This window comes from Streptomyces sp. SCUT-3, assembly GCF_014083985.1.
Classification (GTDB): domain Bacteria; phylum Actinomycetota; class Actinomycetes; order Streptomycetales; family Streptomycetaceae; genus Streptomyces_H; species Streptomyces_H thermolineatus.
Genome location: NZ_CP046907.1, coordinates 4,048,427 through 4,067,026 on the forward strand (window position 1 = coordinate 4,048,427; position 18,600 = coordinate 4,067,026).

General features: G+C 74.2%; 11 protein-coding genes and 2 pseudogenes. 5 read left to right on the forward strand and 8 right to left on the reverse strand.

All coding sequences use genetic code 11. From position 1 onward, the window contains the following. The first annotated feature begins 292 nt into the window (after positions 1–292). Entirely contained in the window at positions 293–1,768 is a 1,476-nt protein-coding gene (locus GQS52_RS17925; protein ID WP_182314384.1) for a S28 family serine protease, read from the forward strand. A gap of 81 nt (positions 1,769–1,849) precedes the next feature. On the opposite strand, the gene GQS52_RS17930 is transcribed toward GQS52_RS17925, so the two are convergent. Then, positions 1,850–2,581: a DUF4097 family beta strand repeat-containing protein gene (locus GQS52_RS17930; RefSeq protein ID WP_182314385.1), complete on the reverse strand. Its 732-nt coding sequence runs from the start codon at positions 2,579–2,581 to the stop codon at positions 1,850–1,852. A 120-nt stretch (positions 2,582–2,701) separates the two neighbouring features. Further along, on the reverse strand, positions 2,702–3,526 hold the full coding sequence (locus GQS52_RS17935) for a sugar phosphate isomerase/epimerase family protein (protein ID WP_182314386.1): 825 nt from the start codon (positions 3,524–3,526) through the stop codon (positions 2,702–2,704). A gap of 160 nt (positions 3,527–3,686) precedes the next feature. On the opposite strand from GQS52_RS17935, the pseudogene GQS52_RS17940 reads away from it, so the two are divergent. Next, positions 3,687–4,669: pseudogene (locus GQS52_RS17940) on the forward strand (NAD-dependent epimerase/dehydratase family protein). 228 nt (positions 4,670–4,897) lie between these two features. On the opposite strand, the gene rbsD reads toward GQS52_RS17940, so the two are convergent. The 5 genes and pseudogenes from rbsD to GQS52_RS17965 all read right to left on the reverse strand — a co-directional run bounded on the left by rbsD (position 4,898) and on the right by GQS52_RS17965 (position 10,881). Further along, complete coding sequence (rbsD, locus tag GQS52_RS17945) at positions 4,898–5,287, reverse strand: D-ribose pyranase (RefSeq protein WP_182314387.1); 390 nt, start codon at positions 5,285–5,287, stop codon at positions 4,898–4,900. Further along, positions 5,284–6,228: a ribokinase gene (locus tag GQS52_RS17950; protein WP_182314388.1), complete on the reverse strand. Its 945-nt coding sequence runs from the start codon at positions 6,226–6,228 to the stop codon at positions 5,284–5,286. The genes rbsD and GQS52_RS17950 overlap by 4 nt, the downstream gene beginning before the upstream one ends. A 49-nt stretch (positions 6,229–6,277) precedes the next feature. Further along, positions 6,278–8,259 (reverse strand): annotated as a pseudogene (locus GQS52_RS17955) (substrate-binding domain-containing protein). Between the two features lie 76 nt (positions 8,260–8,335). Continuing rightward, positions 8,336–9,817 carry a sugar ABC transporter ATP-binding protein gene (locus tag GQS52_RS17960; protein WP_182316541.1) on the reverse strand — a complete coding sequence of 494 codons (1,482 nt, stop codon included), beginning with the start codon at positions 9,815–9,817 and terminating at the stop codon, positions 8,336–8,338. A 56-nt stretch (positions 9,818–9,873) separates the two neighbouring features. After that, a complete protein-coding gene (locus GQS52_RS17965; protein WP_182314389.1) occupies positions 9,874–10,881 on the reverse strand; it encodes a LacI family DNA-binding transcriptional regulator in 1,008 nt (335 codons plus the stop codon). 322 nt (positions 10,882–11,203) lie between these two features. Here GQS52_RS17965 and GQS52_RS17970 point away from each other — a divergent pair, with 322 nt between their 5' ends. From GQS52_RS17970 to GQS52_RS17980, 3 genes are all read left to right on the forward strand, one after another. Further along, positions 11,204–13,444 carry an ATP-dependent RecD-like DNA helicase gene (locus tag GQS52_RS17970; RefSeq protein ID WP_182314390.1) on the forward strand — a complete coding sequence of 747 codons (2,241 nt, stop codon included), beginning with the start codon at positions 11,204–11,206 and terminating at the stop codon, positions 13,442–13,444. Positions 13,445–13,606: 162 nt separating this feature from the next. Then, positions 13,607–14,896 (forward strand): citrate synthase, encoded by a 1,290-nt coding sequence (locus GQS52_RS17975; protein WP_182314391.1) that lies wholly within the window; start codon positions 13,607–13,609, stop codon positions 14,894–14,896. A 501-nt stretch (positions 14,897–15,397) separates the two neighbouring features. Further along, positions 15,398–16,141 (forward strand): SDR family oxidoreductase, encoded by a 744-nt coding sequence (locus GQS52_RS17980; protein ID WP_182314392.1) that lies wholly within the window; start codon positions 15,398–15,400, stop codon positions 16,139–16,141. Positions 16,142–16,193: 52 nt separating this feature from the next. Here the strand turns inward: GQS52_RS17980 and GQS52_RS17985 are convergent, their stop codons facing one another. Continuing rightward, positions 16,194–18,560 carry a heavy metal translocating P-type ATPase gene (locus GQS52_RS17985; protein WP_182314393.1) on the reverse strand — a complete coding sequence of 789 codons (2,367 nt, stop codon included), beginning with the start codon at positions 18,558–18,560 and terminating at the stop codon, positions 16,194–16,196. Positions 18,561–18,600 lie beyond the last annotated feature (40 nt).

The following is an 18,600-nucleotide window of genomic DNA, read 5'->3' on the forward strand; positions in this document are numbered from 1 at the left end:
TCCCGAACCGCCGAATCGCCGCGCCGTTGCACCGCCGCCCCGCCGGGCGTCCGGAGTCCGCTCCGGGCGCCCGGCGGGGCGGAGCCGTTCCCGGGCCGGCTCGGCCCGGTGCCGGTGCCGGACGGGACGCCGCCACCGGCCGGAACCTGCGGCCACCGGCCGGAACCTGCGGCCACCGGCCGGAACCTGCGGCCACCGGCCGGAACCGACCTGACGCACCAGCACAACCCCTGTCGCAGAAGCCTTTTCATCCCTTAGGGTCACCGCCGTCGTGACCTCACAAGGGAGACCCATGCGCACAAGACTCAGGCGGCTGCTGACCGCGGGCGCCCTGGCGCTGACCATGGCCGGCACGGCGGGCGCGGTCCCCGCCGGCGCCGCGACCACCGGCACCACCGCCACCGCGGACGGCGCCGCCGCCGCGCAGTCCACGGACATCCTCGACCGGCTCGAGGCCGTGCCGGGGATGAGCCTGGTCCAGGAGAAGCCGGTCGACGGGTACCGCTACTTCATCCTGAACTACACCCAGCCGGTCGACCACAGGCACCCGCGCCGGGGAACGTTCCAGCAGCGCCTGAGCGTGCTGTACAAGTCGGACGACCGCCCCACCGTCTTCCACACCTCCGGTTACGGCCTGTCGACGAACCCGGGCCGCTCCGAGCCCACCCGGATCGTCGACGGCAACCAGGTGTCGATGGAGTACCGGTTCTTCACGCCGTCCCGGCCGGACCCGGCCGACTGGACCAAGCTGGACATATGGCAGGCCGCCACCGACCAGCACCGCATCTTCCGGGCGCTGCAGCCGATCCTGGACCACAACTGGATCTCCACCGGCGGCAGCAAGGGCGGCATGACCGCCACCTACTACCGCCGGTTCTACCCCGAGGACATGGACGGCACCGTCGCGTACGTGGCGCCCAACGACGTCGACAACGACGAGGACTCGGCGTACACCGAGTTCCTGGCGAACGTGGGCACCGACGAGTGCCGCGGCAGGCTCGAGGACGTCCAGCGCGAGGTGCTGCTCCGCCGCGACGACCTCGTCGCCCGCTACGAGGCCTACGCGAAGGAGAACGGGTACACCTTCACCACCGTCGGCAGCGCCGACCGGGCCCTGGAGGTCTCCGTCCTCGACCTGGCCTGGGCGTTCTGGCAGTACTCGGGCGAGTCCGACTGCGCGTCGGTTCCGGTGGCCGACGAGGCCACCGACGACGAGCTGTGGGAGTACGTCGACCTGATCGCCGGTTGGAGCTTCTACACCGACCAGGGCCTGGAGTACTACACGCCGTACTACTACCAGGCCGGTACCCAGCTCGGTGCGCCCAGCTTCGACACCCCCCACCTCAAGGGCCTGCTGAAGCACCCGGACGTCTACGAGGTGCGCAACTTCGTGCCCCGCTCCATCCCGATGGAGTTCGACGAGCGGGCGATGCGCGACGTCGACCGCTGGGTGCACGCGAAGGCCGAGCGCATGCTCTTCGTCTACGGCGAGAACGACCCGTGGCGCGCCGAGCCCTTCACCGTGGGCCGGAAGGCGAAGGACTCCTACGTCTACACGGCGCCGGGCGCCAACCACGGCGCGAACATCGCACGCCTGGTGGAGGACGAGAGGACCGCGGCCGTCGCGAGCGTCCTGGAGTGGGCCGGGCTGGCCGAGGACGCCGACTCCCTCACCGCGGCCGAGGCGCGCCCGCAGGCGAAGTACGACGCGAAGCTCGACAAGGCCGGCAAGGACTACTACCACCGCAACCGGCACGGCCGGCCGTAGTACTGCTACCGCCGGGGCCCCGCCCGCCGGACCGGGCGGGGCCCCGGCGGCCCCTGCGCGGTCAGGCGGGCTCAGGCGCGGTCAGGCGGGTCTGACGGTGATGTCCCCGTTGCTGGTGACCAGGTCGATCCGGTGCTTCCCGGCCGGGTCGTCGGGAACGCCGATGTCCTTCTCGCCGTTGCTGGTCCTGGCGGAGACCCGGTACCGCCCGGCCGGCACGGTGAGCTCGACGGCGCCGTTGGACGTGTGCGCCCGGACGTCCTGCGGCGCGGACACGGTGAGGTCGACGGCGCCGTTGGAGGTCTGCACCCGGACGGGCCCGCCCTCCAGCCCGCGTCCGGTGATCCGCCCGTTGGAGGTCCGCGCGTCGACCGGGCCGGTGACCCCGTCCAGGGCGATGCTCCCGGAACCGGTGGTCACCGCCACCTCGCCCACCCCGGACAGGGTGATCGAGCCGGCCGAGGTGCCGCCGCTCACCGGGAGCCCCGCCGGCAGGTCGACCGTGTAGCTCACCGAGCAGCTTCCGCCGCAGTCCCCGAGTACCAGGACGCCGTTCTCGACCCGGTGCGTGGCCCCCTCCGGCCGGTCGCCCCGGTAGTCGACGGAGCGGTGCACGGACACCTCGGTGAGGTCCTTCCCGCCGCGCAGTTCGACACGGCCGGAGTCGTTGTCCAGCCGCACGGACGTGATCGCCTCAGACAGCACGGCGTCGTCCTCGAAGGTCTCGCCGGGCAGCAGGCCGCAGGCACCGAGCCCGCCCGCGCCGATCAAGACCGCCGCGGCGACCGCGAGTGAACCGCTCCGTAAACGCATGGGATCCCCCGAACATGCGACAAGGCCGCCCCGGCCCCTCCGGGGCGGTACCCGTCGAGGGTATTGCACGGGTGCGGCGCGGCCGCAGTGCGAAACCGCCCCCGCCGCATGGCGGCCGGCTCAGGCGGCGGAGCCGTCGGCGAGCGCCGCCAGGCGGTTCCGGGCCGCGGCCGCCGGCCGGCCCGGCTCCGGAGCGTCCGCGTACGACTGCTCCCCGTGCTCCCAGCACAGCCAGCCGTCGTAGCCGTGCGAGCGCAGCGCCCGCACGGCGGCGCGCAGCGGCGGCGGGGCGGCGTCCCCGTCCGGGGCGGAGTCCTTGACCCGGACGTACCCCAGGTGCGGGGCGAGCACCGGCAGGGTCTCGTGCGGCTCCTCCCCGGCGTGCCGGGTGTGCGCCGGGTCCCAGACGACGCCCACCGCGCGGTGCCCGACCAGGCCGGTGATCCGGGCTACGTCCGCGCCGCGCGGGTGCGAGCCGCGGGTCTCCAGGAGGATCCGCACCCCGCGGTCGGCGGCCTCGGGCGCGACGGCGGCCAGCCTGCGGGCCGCGACCACGTCCGCCTCCTCCGCGGACGGGGCGCCGACGACGGGAAGGGTGCTGCCGGGGAAGGCGTCTCCGGGAAGGGCGCCGCCGGGGAGGACCCGCACGTACGGGGCGCCCAGGTCGGCGGCGAGCCGCACCGCCTCCCCGAGCTCCTCGATCACCGGGCCGTCCTCGTCCCCGCCCGCCGCCCGCACGGGGGCGGCCACGGACAGGACCGTGAGCCCGGCCTCCGCGGACCGGGCGGTGATCCGGGCCCGTTCGGCCGCGCCGGTGCCCGGGTGGACCGGGCCCTCCGGCCGGGAGTGCAGCTCCACGCCGTCGAAGCCGCTGTCGGCCGCGAGGCGCAGGACGTCGTCGACGGGCGTGCCGGGGAGACCGAGGGTGGAGAGCGCGAACTTCATGGGACGGCGGCTACCCGCCCGCGGCCGGGGCAAGCGTCCGCCGCGGCGGGCGGCCCCGTTCCGCCCGGGGCGATTCCGCTCACGGCGGTTCCGCCCGGAGCGATTCCGCCCAGGGCGAGAAACCGTTCCCCCGGGGTGCCGGGCGGGGGAGTGTGAGCCCATGAGACTGCTGATTCTGGGAGGGACCGAGTTCGTCGGACGGGCCGTCACCGACGAAGCCCTGGGACGCGGTTGGGACGTGACGGTCTTCCACCGGGGGCGCCACGCGCCGCCGCCGGGGGTCACCGAACTGCTGGGCGACCGCACGGCCCGGGGCGGTCTCGCCGCCCTGGAGGAGGGGGAGTGGGACGCCGTCGTCGACACCTGGTCGTGGGCGCCCTCGGCGGTGCGGGACGCCGCCCGCCTGCTGGCGGGGCGGGCCGGGAGCTACGCCTACGTCTCCAGCGGGTCCGTGTACACCTTCCCGGCCCCGGCCGGGTCGGACGAGGACGCCCCGGTGGTCGAGGCCTCGCCCGACGACGGGGAGAGCGACTACCCGCGGGCCAAGCGGGGCGGTGAACTGGCCGCCCTCGACGCCTTCGGCGACCGGGCGCTGCTGGTGCGGGCCGGGCTGATCCTCGGCCCGCGGGAGAACATCGGGAGGCTGCCCTGGTGGCTGCGGCGGATCGCCCGCGGCGGCCCGGTCCCGGCGCCCGGACCGCGCTCCCTGGAGCTGCAGTACGTCGACGCCCGGGACCTCGCGGCCTGGACGCTGGACGCGGCCGGGCCGGCCTCGGCGGGCCGTTCAACATCGTGTCCCCTCCCGGGCACACCACCACGGGGGAACTGCTGGAGGCGTGCGTCCGCGTCACCGGCTCCGACGCGGAGCTGCGCTGGACCGACCCGGAGCGGATCCTGGCCGCCGGGGTCGAGCCGTGGTCCGACCTGCCGGTCTGGGCGCCGCCGGGAGAGCTCCACGACGCCCTGCACCGCAGCGACGTGTCCAGGGCGCTCGGGGCGGGGCTGCGCTGCCGGCCGGTGGCCGAGACGGTCGCGGACACCTGGGAGTGGCTGCGGTCGCTGGGCGGCGAACCCCCGCAGCGGCCCGACCGTCCGCCGGTCGGGCTGTCCCCCGAGCAGGAGGCGCGGCTGCTGCGGGGGTGACCGGCAGGGGCCCTCGGGGGCCTCCGAAAAATTTTCGGCCCCGGGTGCAACCAATCGCGGGGACGGAGGGTCATATCTGTCGAACGGCTCCTGTGGGGGGACACGGGGTGAAGCAGGAGCCGGGGGGTGCAGAGGAGGGGTCCGGTCCATGTCCGGACCCCTCGGTCTGCTCCGGGCGGCGCCCGGACCCCGGGGGCCGAGGGCCGGGAGGCCCGGGCCCGGGGGATTTCAGAAGAAGACGCCGCAGCGCAGGAGCACGTTCGCGTAGGGGCTGGCCTCGCCGGTGCGCACCACCAGGCGGGCGTCGCGCGACAGCCGCTTCAGCTCCTCGTGGGGCACGAGCTCCAGGCCGGGGAAGCGCTCCCGCAGCAGCGCTGCCGCCGCCCCGTTGCCGTCGAGCACCTCCTGCGCGGCCGCGGCCCCCTCCACCACCAGTTCCTCCAGCAGCCCGTCGAGCACCTCGGCGAAGGACGGCACCCCGGCCCGGAAGGCCAGGTCGACCACGCGCGGCCCCGGGGGGACCGGCATCCCGGCGTCGCAGACCAGCACCAGGTCGGTGTGGCCCAGCTCGGCCAGGGCCCCGGCGAGGTGCCGGTTGAGGATTCCGGACTTCTTCACAGGCGGTCGACCTCCTCGGCGGTGGGGAAGGACGCCTGGGCGCCGGTGCGGGTGACCGCGGCGGCGCCGACCCGCACGGCGAACCGCACGGCGGCCTCCAGGCCGTCGCCGACGCCGAGCCGCCAGGCCAGGGCGCCGGTGAAGGCGTCGCCCGCGCCGGTGGTGTCCACCGCGCGGACCGCCGGGCTGGGCACCAGCGCCGTGCCCCCGGGGCCGCAGACCAGGGCGCCGGCCGCCCCCAGGGTGACGACCACCGAGCGCGGGCCGCGCCCGAGGAGGGCCCGCGCCCACTCCTCGTACGCCCCCGGCACCGCCCCCGCCCCCGGGGCCGGCCCCGCCCCCGGCCCGGCGTCCGGCGGGTCGCCCAGCAGGAAGCGCGCCTCGTGCTCGTTGACCACCAGGGGGTCGCAGGCGGCCAGGACGTGCGCCGGCAGGTCGGCGGGCGGGGAGGGGTTGAGCACCACCCGGGTTCCCGGGCCGACGGTCCGGACCACCTCGGCTACGGTCTCCGGCGGTATCTCCAGCTGCAGGGAGACCACCGCCGCCGAGGCCAGCACCTCCCGGGCGGCGCGCACGTCGGCGGGGGTGAGCCGGGCGTTGGCCCCGGGGGAGACCACGATGCTGTTGTCGCCCGACGGGTCCACGGTGATCAGCGCCACGCCCGTCGGCGCGCCGCCGGTCAGCACCGGCCCGGTGTCCACGCCCGCGTCCCGCAGGGAGTCCAGCAGCAGGCGGCCGTGGGCGTCGTCCCCCACGCGGGCCAGGAGGGCGGCGCGGGCGCCCAGCCGGGCGGCCGCGACCGCCTGGTTGGCCCCCTTGCCCCCGGGGTGGACGGCCAGGTCGGAGCCGAGCACCGTCTCGCCGGCCGCGGGGCGGCGTTCGACGGCGGTCACCAGGTCGGCGTTGGCCGAGCCCACGACCAGCAGGTCGCAGCCGTGCATCCGCAGTTTCCTTTCGTGCCGGGACGGGAGGGCGTTCCGCGAGGGGCGGTCAGGAGAAGTCCGCGACGTTCTTCCCGGTGACGACCTTGACCGGCACCTTGACCGTGCTCTCGAGCTTCTTGCCCTCGGCGGCCTTGACGGCGTTCTCCAGGGCGAGGCGGCCGAGCTCCTCGGGCTGCTGGGCGACGGTGGCGAACAGGGTGCCGGCCTCGACGGCCTTCAGGCCGTCGGGGGTGCCGTCGAAGCCGACGACGGTGACGGACTTGCCGGCCTTGGGGCCGAGGGCCTTCGCGGCGCCCAGCGCCATCTCGTCGTTCTCGGCGAAGACGCCGTCGACGCCGGGGTTGGACTGGAGCAGGTTGGTCATCACGTCCAGGCCCTTGGTGCGGTCGAAGTCGGCCGGCTGCTTGGCGACGACCTTGATGCCCGGGTACTTCTTCAGCCCCTGGGCGAAGCCCTTGCCGCGCTCCCGGCTGGCCGAGGTGCCCGCGGTGCCCTGCAGGACGACGATCTCGCCCTTGCCGCCGAGCTCCTCGGCCAGGGCCTCGGCGGCCTGCTCGCCGCCGGCGACGTTGTCGGAGGCCACCGTGGTGGCCAGCTTCGCGCCGGTGACGCCGCGGTCGGCGGCGACGACCGGGATGCCGGCCCGGTCCGCGGCCTTCACCGACGGGGCGGCGGCGTCGGAGTCCACCGGGTTGACGATGATCGAGTCGACGTTCTGCCCGGTGAAGTTCTGCAGCTGGTTGGCCTGCTGCGAGGCGTCGTTCTGCGCGTCGGTGACGGTCAGCTCCACGCCGGAGGACTCCGCCTCGGCCTGGGCGCCCTTCTTGAGCTGGACGAAGAACGGGTTGTTGAGGGTGGAGACCGACAGGCCCACCTTCAGGTCGGAGGAGCCGGAACCGGAGCCGGATCCCGAGCCGGAGCCGCAGGCGGTGGCGCCGAGGGCGAGGACGGCGGCGGTGGCGGTGGCGGCGAGTGCGGTCTTCCTGGTGCGCATGGCGGTGTCCTTCGTACGGGGCGGTGGCGGTGGCCGAGGTGTGACAGCGGGGTGGCGGAGGGGCGGGGACGGGACGGGGCGGGGACGGGCGGGGGCCGGGGCCGCGGGGGTCAGGCGGTGCGGCGGCGCAGGGTGTCCTGGAGGACGGCCAGCGCGATCACCACGCCGATGACCACCTGCTGCCAGAAGGCGGAGACCGACAGCAGGTTCAGGCCGTTGCGGAGCACGGCGAGGATCAGCGCGCCGATCAGGGTCCCGGAGGCCTTGCCGACGCCGCCGGACAGGCTGGCGCCGCCGATGACCACGGCCGCGATGGCGTCCAGCTCGTAGCCGGCGGCGGCCTGCGGCTGGGCGGAGACCAGGCGGGAGGCCAGCACGATGCCGGCGACCGCGGCGAAGCCCCCGGAGAGGGCGTAGACGACGAGCTTCTGCCGCTTGACGCGGATCCCGGACAGCCGGGCCGCCTCCTCGTTGCCGCCGATGGCGTACATGGCGCGGCCGGAGAAGGTGCGGTTGAGGATCACGGCGGTCACGACCGCCATGGCGGCCATGACCAGCACCGGGACGGGCAGCCACCCGCCGACGGTGTCGCCCAGGACGGAGACGGACTCGGGGAAGGCGATGGGGCTGCCCTGGGAGATGACCAGGGCCAGGCCGCGACCGACCGAGAGCATGGCCAGGGTGGCCACGAACGAGGGCAGCCTGCCGTAGGAGACCAGGGCCCCGCTGACCAGGCCGCAGGCGATGCCGGTGCCGACGGCCAGGACCACGGACAGCCACACCGGCAGGCCCGCGTCGGTGGCGGTCCAGGCCAGGACGGTCGCCGACAGCGCCGCGACCGAGCCGACCGACAGGTCGATCCCGGCGGAGACGATGACGAAGGTGACGCCGAAGGCCAGGATCGCGGTCACCGCGGCCTGGACGCCGACGTTGAGCAGGTTCTGGGTGGTCAGGAAGTCGCCGGAGAGCAGCGACAGCGCCACCACCAGGATCACCAGGGCGCCCAGGGCGCCGTTGTCGCGCAGCAGCCGCAGGGCTCCGGGCGCGCGGCCGGCCCCCTTGTCCCCGGACGGGCCCGGGACCTTGGCCGGACCCGCGCTGTCGAGTGTGTCAGTGGCCACGGGAGCCCTCCGTCTCTTTCACTGCCAGGGCCATGACGGCGTCCTGGGTCGCTTCCCGGTGGGGGAGTTCGCCGGCGATCCGGCCCTGGGACATCACCAGGACCCGGTCGCTCATGCCCAGCACCTCGGGGAGGTCGCTGGAGATCATCAGGACCGCGTGCCCCGACGCGGTCAGCCGGTTGACCAGCTGGTAGATCTCGACCTTGGCGCCGACATCGATGCCGCGGGTCGGCTCGTCGAGGATCAGCACCCTGGCGTCGGCCAGCAGCCACTTGCCGATGACGACCTTCTGCTGGTTGCCGCCGGACAGGGTGCGCACGTGCTGGTCCGGGCCGGCCATGCGCACACGCAGCTGCTCGGCCATCAGACCCGCGGCCCGGCGCTGCCCGGCCCGGTCGACCAGGCCTGCGCGGGTGGCGCGGCGCAGGGTGACCAGGCCGAGGTTCTCGTGCACGGGCGCGTCCAGGACCAGCCCCTGGCCCTTGCGGTCCTCCGGGACCAGGCCGAGGCCCGCGTCCAGGGCGGCGCCCACGTCGTGCCGGGGCAGGCGGCGGCCGAGGACCTCGACGGTCCCCGAGTCGTAGGGGTCGGCGCCGAAGACGGCGCGGGCGACCTCGGTGCGCCCGGCGCCGACCAGCCCGGCCAGGCCGACGACCTCGCCGGCGCGCACCTCGAAGCTGACGTCGTCGAAGTGGCCGCGGCGGGTCAGCCCGGTCACCCGCAGCAGCGGCTCGCCGGCCCCGGCGCGCTCGCGCGGGAACTGCTGCTCGATGCTGCGGCCGACCATCAGCCGCACCAGCTCGTCCTGGTCGGTGCCGGCCGGGACCTCCGCGACGCTGCGGCCGTCGCGCAGGACGGTGACGCGGTCGCCGAGGGCGGCGATCTCCTCCAGGTGGTGGGTGATGAAGACGACGCCGACGCCGTCCTCGCGCAGCCGCCGCACGATCCGGAAGAGCTTGTCGACCTCGCCGGTGGTGAGCACCGCGGTCGGCTCGTCCATGATCAGCACGCGGGCGTCCAGGCTGAGCGCCTTGGCGATCTCCACCATCTGCAGCCGTGCGATGCCCAGTTCGGCCACCGGGGTGCGCGGGTCGACGTCCACGCCGACCCGCTGCAGCAGCGCGGCGGCGTCGGCGTTCATCCGCCGCCGGTCCACCAGGCCGAACCTGCGGGGCTGGCGGCCCAGGAAGATGTTCTCGGCGACGCTGAGGCCGGGGACGAGGTTGAACTCCTGGTAGATGGTGGCGATGCCCAGGCGCTCGGCGTCCTGCGCGCTGCCGATGCGCACCGGCTCGCCGTCGACGAGGATGCGGCCGGCGTCGGGGCGGTGGGCGCCGGAGAGCATCTTGATCAGGGTGCTCTTGCCGGCGCCGTTCTCGCCGAGGAGGACGTGCACCTCCCCGCGGCGCAGGTCGAAGTCGACCCGGTCCAGGGCGACCGTGCCGGGGAAGACCTTGCGCACGCCCTCCATGCGCAGCAGTTCGCCGCCGGCCGGCGCCCGGCGGCCGTCCGGGGTCACGGGGGTCTTCAACGCTTGCTCCCTTCGGGCTCGCCGCAGGACCGGCGCACCACCAGACGGGCGGACAGGGTGACCGAGGCGGCCTCCCGGCCCTCGACGCGGTCGATCAGGGCCCGCACGGCGGCGTGGCCGAGTTCCGCGGTGGGCTGGGCGACGGCGGTGATCGGCGGGTCGGTGTGCACGAACCACGCGATGTCGTCGAACGCGGCGAGCGCCACGTCCTGCGGGACCCGCAGCCCGCGGGAGCGGATCTCGTCCATGGCGCCGAGCGCCATCAGGTTGTCGGCGGCGAAGACGGCCTGCGGGGGTTCGGGCAGGTCCAGGAAGCGGGCGGTGGCCCGGCGTCCGCTGGCGGCCCGGAAGTCGCCCTGGCCGATGTACTCCTCGGGCAGCGGCAGGCCGAACTCGCGCATCGCCTCCCGGAAGGCGTCGACGCGCTCGTTGCCGGTGGTGGTCGCGGCAGGCCCGGCGATGATGGCGAGCCTGCGGTGGCCGAGGGAGTGCAGGTGGGCGACGAGGTCGCGGACCGCGGCGCGGCCGTCGGCCCGGACCACGGGCACGTCCAGGCCGGGGATCCAGCGGTCCACGAAGACCATGGGGGTGCCGGAGGCCGCGGCGTCGGTCATCAGGGCCGAGCCGCCGTCGGTGGGGCTGACCAGCAGGCCGTCGATGCGGCGCTCCAGCAGGGTGCTCATGTGGTGGTCCTGCAGCTGCGGGTCCTCGTCGGCGTTGCCGATGACGACGCTGTAGCCGAGGGCGCGGGCGGCGTCCTCCACGGCGCGGGCCAGTTCGGTGAAGAAGGGGTTGAGGACGTCGCTGATGACCAGACCGAGGGTGCGGGTCTGGTGGGTGCGCAGGGAGCGGGCCACGGCGTTGGGCCGGTAGCCGAGGGCGGCCGCCGCGGCGGCCACCCGCTCCCGGGTGGCAGGGGACACCGAGGGGTGGCCGTTGAGGGCGCGGGAGACGGTCGCGACGGACACCCCGGAGCGGGCGGCGACGTCCTTGATGCTCGCCATCGTCGGAACCCTTCGGCAGTCGGGCGGTCGGTCGGGCCGACCCGGGACGGGCCGCCCCGGCGGAAACCGCCGGGAAACCCCGTGGAAACGATTACACCGCCGATTGGAAACGATTACACGGAGCCGGTCAACCCCCGGACGCGGGGTGGGGCCGGGTTCGAGACCCGATCGTGACCCGGCGCGCGGCGGACCGTGGCCGGGCGTGACGGACCGCAATCGGGGCCGGGGCTGCGCCCGTGGCCGGGGTTGTCCACAGGGGTGCGCGCGGTGTCGGCCCCGGCCGGTAACGTCGGACGGGGACAGCGCAGAGGGAGGGCACGCCGTGGGCAGCGCCGAGGCTCCGGCCGGTGGGGTCCGGCTCGCCGTGCTCGAGGGGGTCCTCGAGCGCATCACCTATGCCAACGAGGAGACGGGCTACACCGTCGCCCGGGTGGACACCGGCCGCGGCGCCGGCGACCTCCTCACCGTCGTGGGCTCACTGCTCGGCGCCCAGCCCGGGGAGAGCCTGCGCATGCACGGCCGCTGGGCCTCCCACCCCCAGTACGGCAAGCAGTTCGCGGTGGAGAACTACACCACCGTCCTGCCCGCCACGATCCAGGGCATCCGCCGCTACCTGGGCTCCGGCCTGATCAAGGGCATCGGCCCCCGGATCGCCGAGCGGATCGTGGAGCACTTCGGCACCGGCACCCTGGAGGTGATCGAGACCGAGCCGAAGCGGCTGGTCGAGGTCCCCGGCCTGGGGCCCAAGCGCACGGCGATGATCGCCGCGGCCTGGGAGGAGCAGAAGGCCATCAAGGAGGTCATGGTCTTCCTCCAGGGGGTCGGGGTCTCCACCTCCATCGCGGTGCGCATCTACAAGAAGTACGCGGACGCCTCGATCTCCGTGGTGAAGAACGAGCCCTACCGGCTGGCCGCGGACGTGTGGGGCATCGGCTTCCTGACCGCGGACCGGATCGCGCAGGCCGTCGGCATCCCGCACGACAGCCCGCAGCGGGTCAAGGCAGGCCTGCAGTACGCCCTGTCCCAGTCCGCCGACCAGGGGCACTGCTACCTGCCGCAGGAGGTGCTGATCGCCGACTCGGTCAAGCTGCTCCAGGTGGACACCGGACTGGTCATCGACTGCCTGTCGGAGCTGGTCGAGGAGGAGGGCGTGGTGCGCGAGAGCGTGCCCGCCCCGGACGGCGGGGACCCGGTCACCGCCGTCTACCTGGTGCCCTTCCACCGCGCCGAGCTCTCCCTGGCCGGGCAGGTGCGCAGGCTGCTGACCGCCGCGGAGGACCGCATGCCGGCCTTCGCCGGCGTCGACTGGGACAGGGCCCTGGCCTGGCTGAAGGAGCGGACGGGGGCCGAGCTGGCCCCCGAGCAGGAGCAGGCGGTGAAGCTGGCCCTGACCGAGAAGGTCGCGGTGCTCACCGGCGGCCCCGGCTGCGGCAAGTCGTTCACGGTCCGCTCGGTGGTGGAGCTGGCCCGGGCCAAGAAGGCCAAGGTGGTGCTGGCCGCGCCGACCGGGCGCGCCGCCAAGCGGCTGGCCGAGCTGACCGGCGCCGAGGCCTCGACGGTCCACCGGCTGCTGGAGCTCAAGCCCGGCGGGGACGCCGCCTACGACCGGGACCGGCCCCTCGACGCCGACCTGGTGGTGGTCGACGAGGCGTCGATGCTCGACCTGCTGCTGGCCAACAAGCTGGTCAAGGCGGTCCCGCCCGGCGCCCACCTGCTGTTCGTGGGGGACGTCGACCAGCTGCCGTCGGTCGGCGCCGGCGAGGTGCTGCGCGACCTCCTCGACGACGGCGGCCCAGTCCCGGCGGTGCGGCTGACCAGGATCTTCCGCCAGGCCCAGCAGTCCGGGGTGGTGACCAACGCCCACCGCATCAACTCCGGGGTCCCCCCGCTGACGCAGGGGCTGCCCGACTTCTTCCTCTTCGCCGAGGAGGACACCGAGGAGGCCGGCCGGCTGACGGTGGACGTGGCCGCCCGCCGCGTCCCGGCGAGGTTCGGCCTCGACCCGCGGCGCGACGTGCAGGTGCTGGCCCCGATGCACCGCGGCCCGGCGGGGGCCGGCACGCTCAACGGCCTCCTCCAGCAGGCCATCACCCCGGCCCGCCCCGACCTTCCCGAGCGCCGCTTCGGCGGCCGGGTCTTCCGGGTGGGGGACAAGGTCACCCAGATCCGCAACAACTACGAGAAGGGCGCCAACGGGGTCTTCAACGGCACCGTCGGCGTGGTCACCGCCCTGGACACCGACGAGCAGCGGCTGACCGTGCTCACCGACGAGGACGAGGAGGTCGGCTACGACTTCGACGAACTGGACGAACTGTCCCATGCCTACGCGGTCACGATCCACCGGTCCCAGGGCAGCGAGTACCCGGCGGTGGTGATCCCCGTCACCACCGGGGCCTGGATGATGCTCCAGCGCAACCTGCTCTACACCGCGGTCACCCGGGCGAAACGGCTGGTCGTGTTGGTGGGATCGCGCAGGGCGATCGGCCAGGCGGTGCGGACGGTCTCCGCCGGACGGCGCTTCACGGCCCTCGATCACCGGCTGGGAGGCGGCCAGTACTTGTGAGCCCTCCACAACCGGGCCCGGAAAGGAGAGGATAGGGGCACTGCGTGCCACCTTTCGGCCGTCCGGTCGACCCCGGGTGCACGGGCCTCCGGCAAATGGGGGAAGGTAGTGGCAGTCAGGGCACCTCGAAAAATAGAGGCAAAATCGTCGGTGAGGGATCACGTGAGCGACAACTCTGTAGTACTGCGGTACGGGGACTCCGAGCACAGCTACCCGATCGTCGAAAGCACCGTGGGTGACCAGGGCTTCGACATCTCCAAGCTGCGCTCCCAGACCGGTCTGGTCACCCTGGACGGCGGTTTCGGGAACACTGCGGCCTACAAGTCCGCGATCACGTTCCTCGACGGCGAGAAGGGGATCCTCCGCTACCGCGGCTACCCCATCGAGCAGCTCGCCGAGCGCGGCTCCTTCCTGGAGACCGCCTACCTTCTGATCAACGGCGAGCTGCCCACGGTGGACCAGCTCTCCGGCTTCCGCGACGACATCACGCAGCACACGCTGCTGCACGAGGACGTCAAACGCTTCTACGACGGCTTCCCGCGCGACGCCCACCCGATGGCCATGCTGTCGTCCGTGGTCAGCGCGCTGTCGACGTTCTACCAGGACAGCCACAACCCGTTCGACGAGAAGCAGGTCCACCTCTCGACGATCCGGCTGCTCGCCAAGCTCCCGACGATCGCCGCCTACGCCTACAAGAAGGCCATCGGGCACCCGTTCGTCTACCCGCGCAACGACCTGGGCTACGTCGAGAACTTCCTGCGCATGACCTTCGCGGTGCCCGCGGAGGAGTACGAGATCAACCCCGTCGTGGTCAGCGCGCTGGACAAGCTGCTGATCCTGCACGCGGACCACGAGCAGAACTGCTCCACCTCCACGGTCCGCCTCGTCGGCTCCAGCCAGGCCAACCTCTTCGCCTCCATCTCGGCCGGCATCAGCGCCCTGTGGGGCCCGCTGCACGGCGGCGCCAACCAGGCGGTGCTGGAGATGCTGGAGAGCATCCAGGCGCAGGGCGGGGACGTCGACTCCTTCGTCAACAAGGTGAAGAACAAGGAAGACGGCGTGAAGCTCATGGGCTTCGGGCACCGCGTCTACAAGAGCTTCGACCCGCGGGCGAAGATCATCAAGGCGGCGGCGCACGACGTCCTCTCCGCCCTCGGAAAGTCCGACGAGCTTCTGGACATCGCCCTCAAGCTCGAGGAGCGGGCGCTGTCGGACGACTACTTCACCGAGCGCAAGCTCTACCCGAACGTGGACTTCTACACCGGCCTGATCTACCGGGCCATGGGCTTCCCGACCACCATGTTCACCGTGCTGTTCGCCCTGGGCCGCCTGCCCGGCTGGATCGCGCACTGGACCGAGATGATCCGCGAGCCCGGCAGCCGCATCGGCCGCCCCCGCCAGATCTACACCGGCGTGGAGATCCGCGACTACGTGCCCGTCGAGGAGCGCTGACCCGGCCGCCCGGCGCGAACGCAGCGGCGCCCCGTACCGGATCCCCCCACGGGTCCGGTACGGGGCGCCCTGTTTCCCGGGGCGGATCCCCCCACGGGTCCGACCGGGCTCGTCCCGGACCGGATCCCCCCACGGGTCCGGCCGGGCGTTGCGAGCGACCCGCGTGCGCCCTCGAGGGCGTCCGCGTGCCGTGCCGGAACGGGATGGCCGGGAGGGCCGCTCAAGCTCTCCGCTCCACTCCGCCCCGGCGGGACGCCCGGGTCCGCCCCCACGACGGTCCTGTGCGTCCACCTTCCCGGGCCTCCCGCCGGAGGCCCGGTGCTGACGGGTTTGACTCGCGGCCCGGGAAAAGGTTGTACACGTGGATGTGTGACCTGTGTCACATGTTCCGGCGACCCTGCCCGCACGGCCCGCGGGCCCGTCGCGTAGCGTTTTCTCCCTCGCGAACACCCCTTTTCCGCCGGGGTCGTTGTGCAGGGAAAAACAGCAAGGGGAGCAGTGATGATCGAGGCGTCCGGGCGCAACGTGGTGGTCACCGGAGGTGGAACGGGCATCGGCCGCGCAGTGGCGGCCCGCTTCGCAGCGCTGGGCGACCACGTCACCATCATCGGCCGGCGCCGGGACGTCCTCCAGGGGGCCGCCGAGGAGCTGCGCGCCGACGGCGCGGCGGACGTGGTGCCCCTGGTCTGCGACCTCGCCGACCCCGACGACGTCGAGGCCGTCCTGGCCCGTCTCCCCGAGCGGATCGACGTCCTGGTCAACGCCGCGGGCAGCCGGGAGCTGGCGGTCGGCGCCGGGCCGCACGGCGTCCTGGCCCGCTGGCGCGGGGACTTCGAGCGCAACGTGCTCACCGTCGTGCTGCTCACCGAGGCGGCCCGCGACCGGATCACCCCCGACGGGGGCCGGGTCGTCACCGTCACCTCGGTCGCCGCGCTGCGCGGCGCCGGCTCCTACGGCGCCGCGAAGGCCGCCCTCCACGCCTGGAACCACTCCCTGGCCGCCCAGCTCGGCCCGCAGGGCATCACGGCCAACGTGGTCGCCCCCGGCACCGTCGCCGGCACCGACTTCTTCGGGGCACGCCTGGACGAGGCGGAACTGACGCGCCGGGCCGGCCGCACCCTGGTCGGCAGGGTGGGCCGGCCCGACGAGGTGGCCTCCGCGGTGGTCTTCCTCGCCTCTTCCGAGGCGGGCTTCATCACCGGCGAGATCCTCCACTGCAACGGCGGCGAGATGCTCGGCCGCTGACCGGCCCGCCCCGCGGCGGGACGGCCGGCGGCCGAGCATCTCGCCGCCGCCGTCAGCGGAACGTGCGCAGCCGCAGGCTGTTCGTCACCACGAACACCGACGAGAAGGCCATCGCCGCACCCGCGATCATCGGGTTCAGCATGCCCGCCGCGGCCAGCGGCAGCGCCGCCACGTTGTAGCCGAAGGCCCAGAACAGGTTGCCCTTGATGGTGCCCAGGGTCCGGCGCGCGAGCCGGATGGCGTCCGCCGCCGCCCGCAGGTCGCCGCGCACCAGCGTCAGGTCGCCGGCCTCGATCGCCGCGTCCGTGCCGGTGCCCATGGCCAGGCCCAGGTCCGCCTGGGCCAGCGCCGCCGCGTCGTTCACGCCGTCGCCGACCATGGCCACCGTCCGGCCCTCCTCCTGGAGCCGCCGCACCACGGCGACCTTCTCCTCCGGCAGCACCTCGGCGATCACCTCGTCGATGCCCACCTCGCGGGCCACGGCCTCGGCCACCGCCCGGTTGTCGCCGGTCAGCAGGACAGGCCTCAGGCCCAGCGCCCGCAGCTCGCGCACGGCCTCGGCGCTGCTCTCCTTCACCGCGTCGGCGACGGCGAGCAGTCCGCGCACCCTGCCGTCCCAGGCCGCCACCACGACCGTGCGGCCGCCCGCCTCCTCGCGCTCCAGGTCGGCGGCCAGGTCCTCGGGCATCTCCAGGCCCTCGCGGCGCACCAGCTGCGTGCGGCCGACCAGGACGGCGTGCCCGCCGACGGTCCCCCGCACGCCCAGGCCCGGCACGTTCTCGAAGTCCGCCACCTCCGGCAGGGGGGCGTGCAGCCGGGCGGCCGCCGCGTCGGCCACGGCCCGGGCGATCGGGTGCTCCGAGGCGTTCTCCACGGCTCCGGCCAGTTCGTACAGCTCGTCCGGGTCCGTGCCGGCGACGGTGTGGACGCCGGCCAGTTCCATCCGGCCGGTCGTCACCGTGCCGGTCTTGTCCAGGACCACGGTGTCCACCCGCCGGGTGGACTCCAGCACCTCCGGCCCCTTGATCAGGATGCCGAGCTGGGCGCCGCGGCCGGTGCCGACCATCAGGGCGGTCGGCGTGGCCAGGCCCAGGGCGCAGGGGCAGGCGATGATCAGCACTGCCACGGCGGCGGTGAAGGCCGCGACCGGCTCGCCGGTGACCAGCAGCCAGCCGGCCAGGGTGCCCAGGGCGATGACCAGCACCACGGGCACGAACACCGCGGAGATCCGGTCGGCGAGCCGCTGCACCTGCGCCTTGCCGTGCTGCGCGTCCTCCACCAGCTTCGCCATCCGGGCCAGCTGGGTGTCCGAGCCGACCCGGGTGGCCTCGACGACCAGGCGGCCGGAGGCGTTGACCGTGGCGCCGGTGACGGAGTCGCCGACCGCCACGTCGACCGGCACCGACTCGCCGGTGAGCATCGAGGCGTCCACGGCCGAGCGGCCCTCGACGACCACCCCGTCGGTGGCGATCTTCTCCCCGGGCCGGACCACGAACCGCGTGCCGACGGCCAGGGCGGACACCGGGACGCGCTCCTCGCGCCCGTCCCGCAGCACGGTCACGTCCTTGGCGCCCAGTTCCATCAGGGCGCGCAGCGCGGCCCCCGCCTTCCGCTTCGACCGCGCCTCCAGCCACCGGCCCAGCAGCAGGAACGCGGTCACCCCGGCCGCGGCCTCCAGGTAGATGGCCGACGAGCCGTCGGTGCGCGACGGGGTGAGGTCGAAGCCGTGCGTCATGCCGGGCATCCCGGCGTGCCCGAAGAACAGCGCCCACAGCGACCAGCCGAACGCCGCCAGGGTGCCGAGCGAGACCAGGGTGTCCATGGTCGCCGCGCCGTGCCGCAGGTTGGTCCACGCGGCCCGGTGGAACGGCAGCCCGCCCCAGACCACCACGGGCGCGGCCAGGGTCAGGGACAGCCACTGCCAGTTGGTGAACTGCAGCGCCGGGATCATGGCCATGGCGATCACCGGGACCGACAGCACCAGCGAGACGAGCAGCCGCTGCCGCAGCGCGTCGAGCTCCGCGGAGTCCTCCGCCCGCTCCGCCGCGGCGGCACCGGCCGGCTGCGCCGCGGCGTCCGCACCGGACGGGCCCGGGGCCGGGCCGGCGGGCTGCGGGGCCGGTTCCGGGCGGGGGAGCGCGGCGGTGTAGCCGGTGCGCTCCACGGTGGCGACCAGGTCGGCGACGTCGATTCCGGCCCCGTACTCGACCCGGGCCTTCTCGGTGGCGAAGTTGACGCTCGCGCTCACCCCGTCCATCCGGTTGAGCTTCTTCTCCACGCGCGCGGCGCAGGAGGCGCAGGTCATGCCGCCGATGGAGAGCTCGACCCGGTTGCGGGCCGCCTCCGCGCCGGGGGCGCCCGCCGCGGCCTGCGGGGGACGGGAGGAGGGGGCGGTGGTGTGCGGTGCGGTGCTGCTCATGCTGGCTTCTCCTTACGGGGGGGGCGCTGCGCCGGGCCGG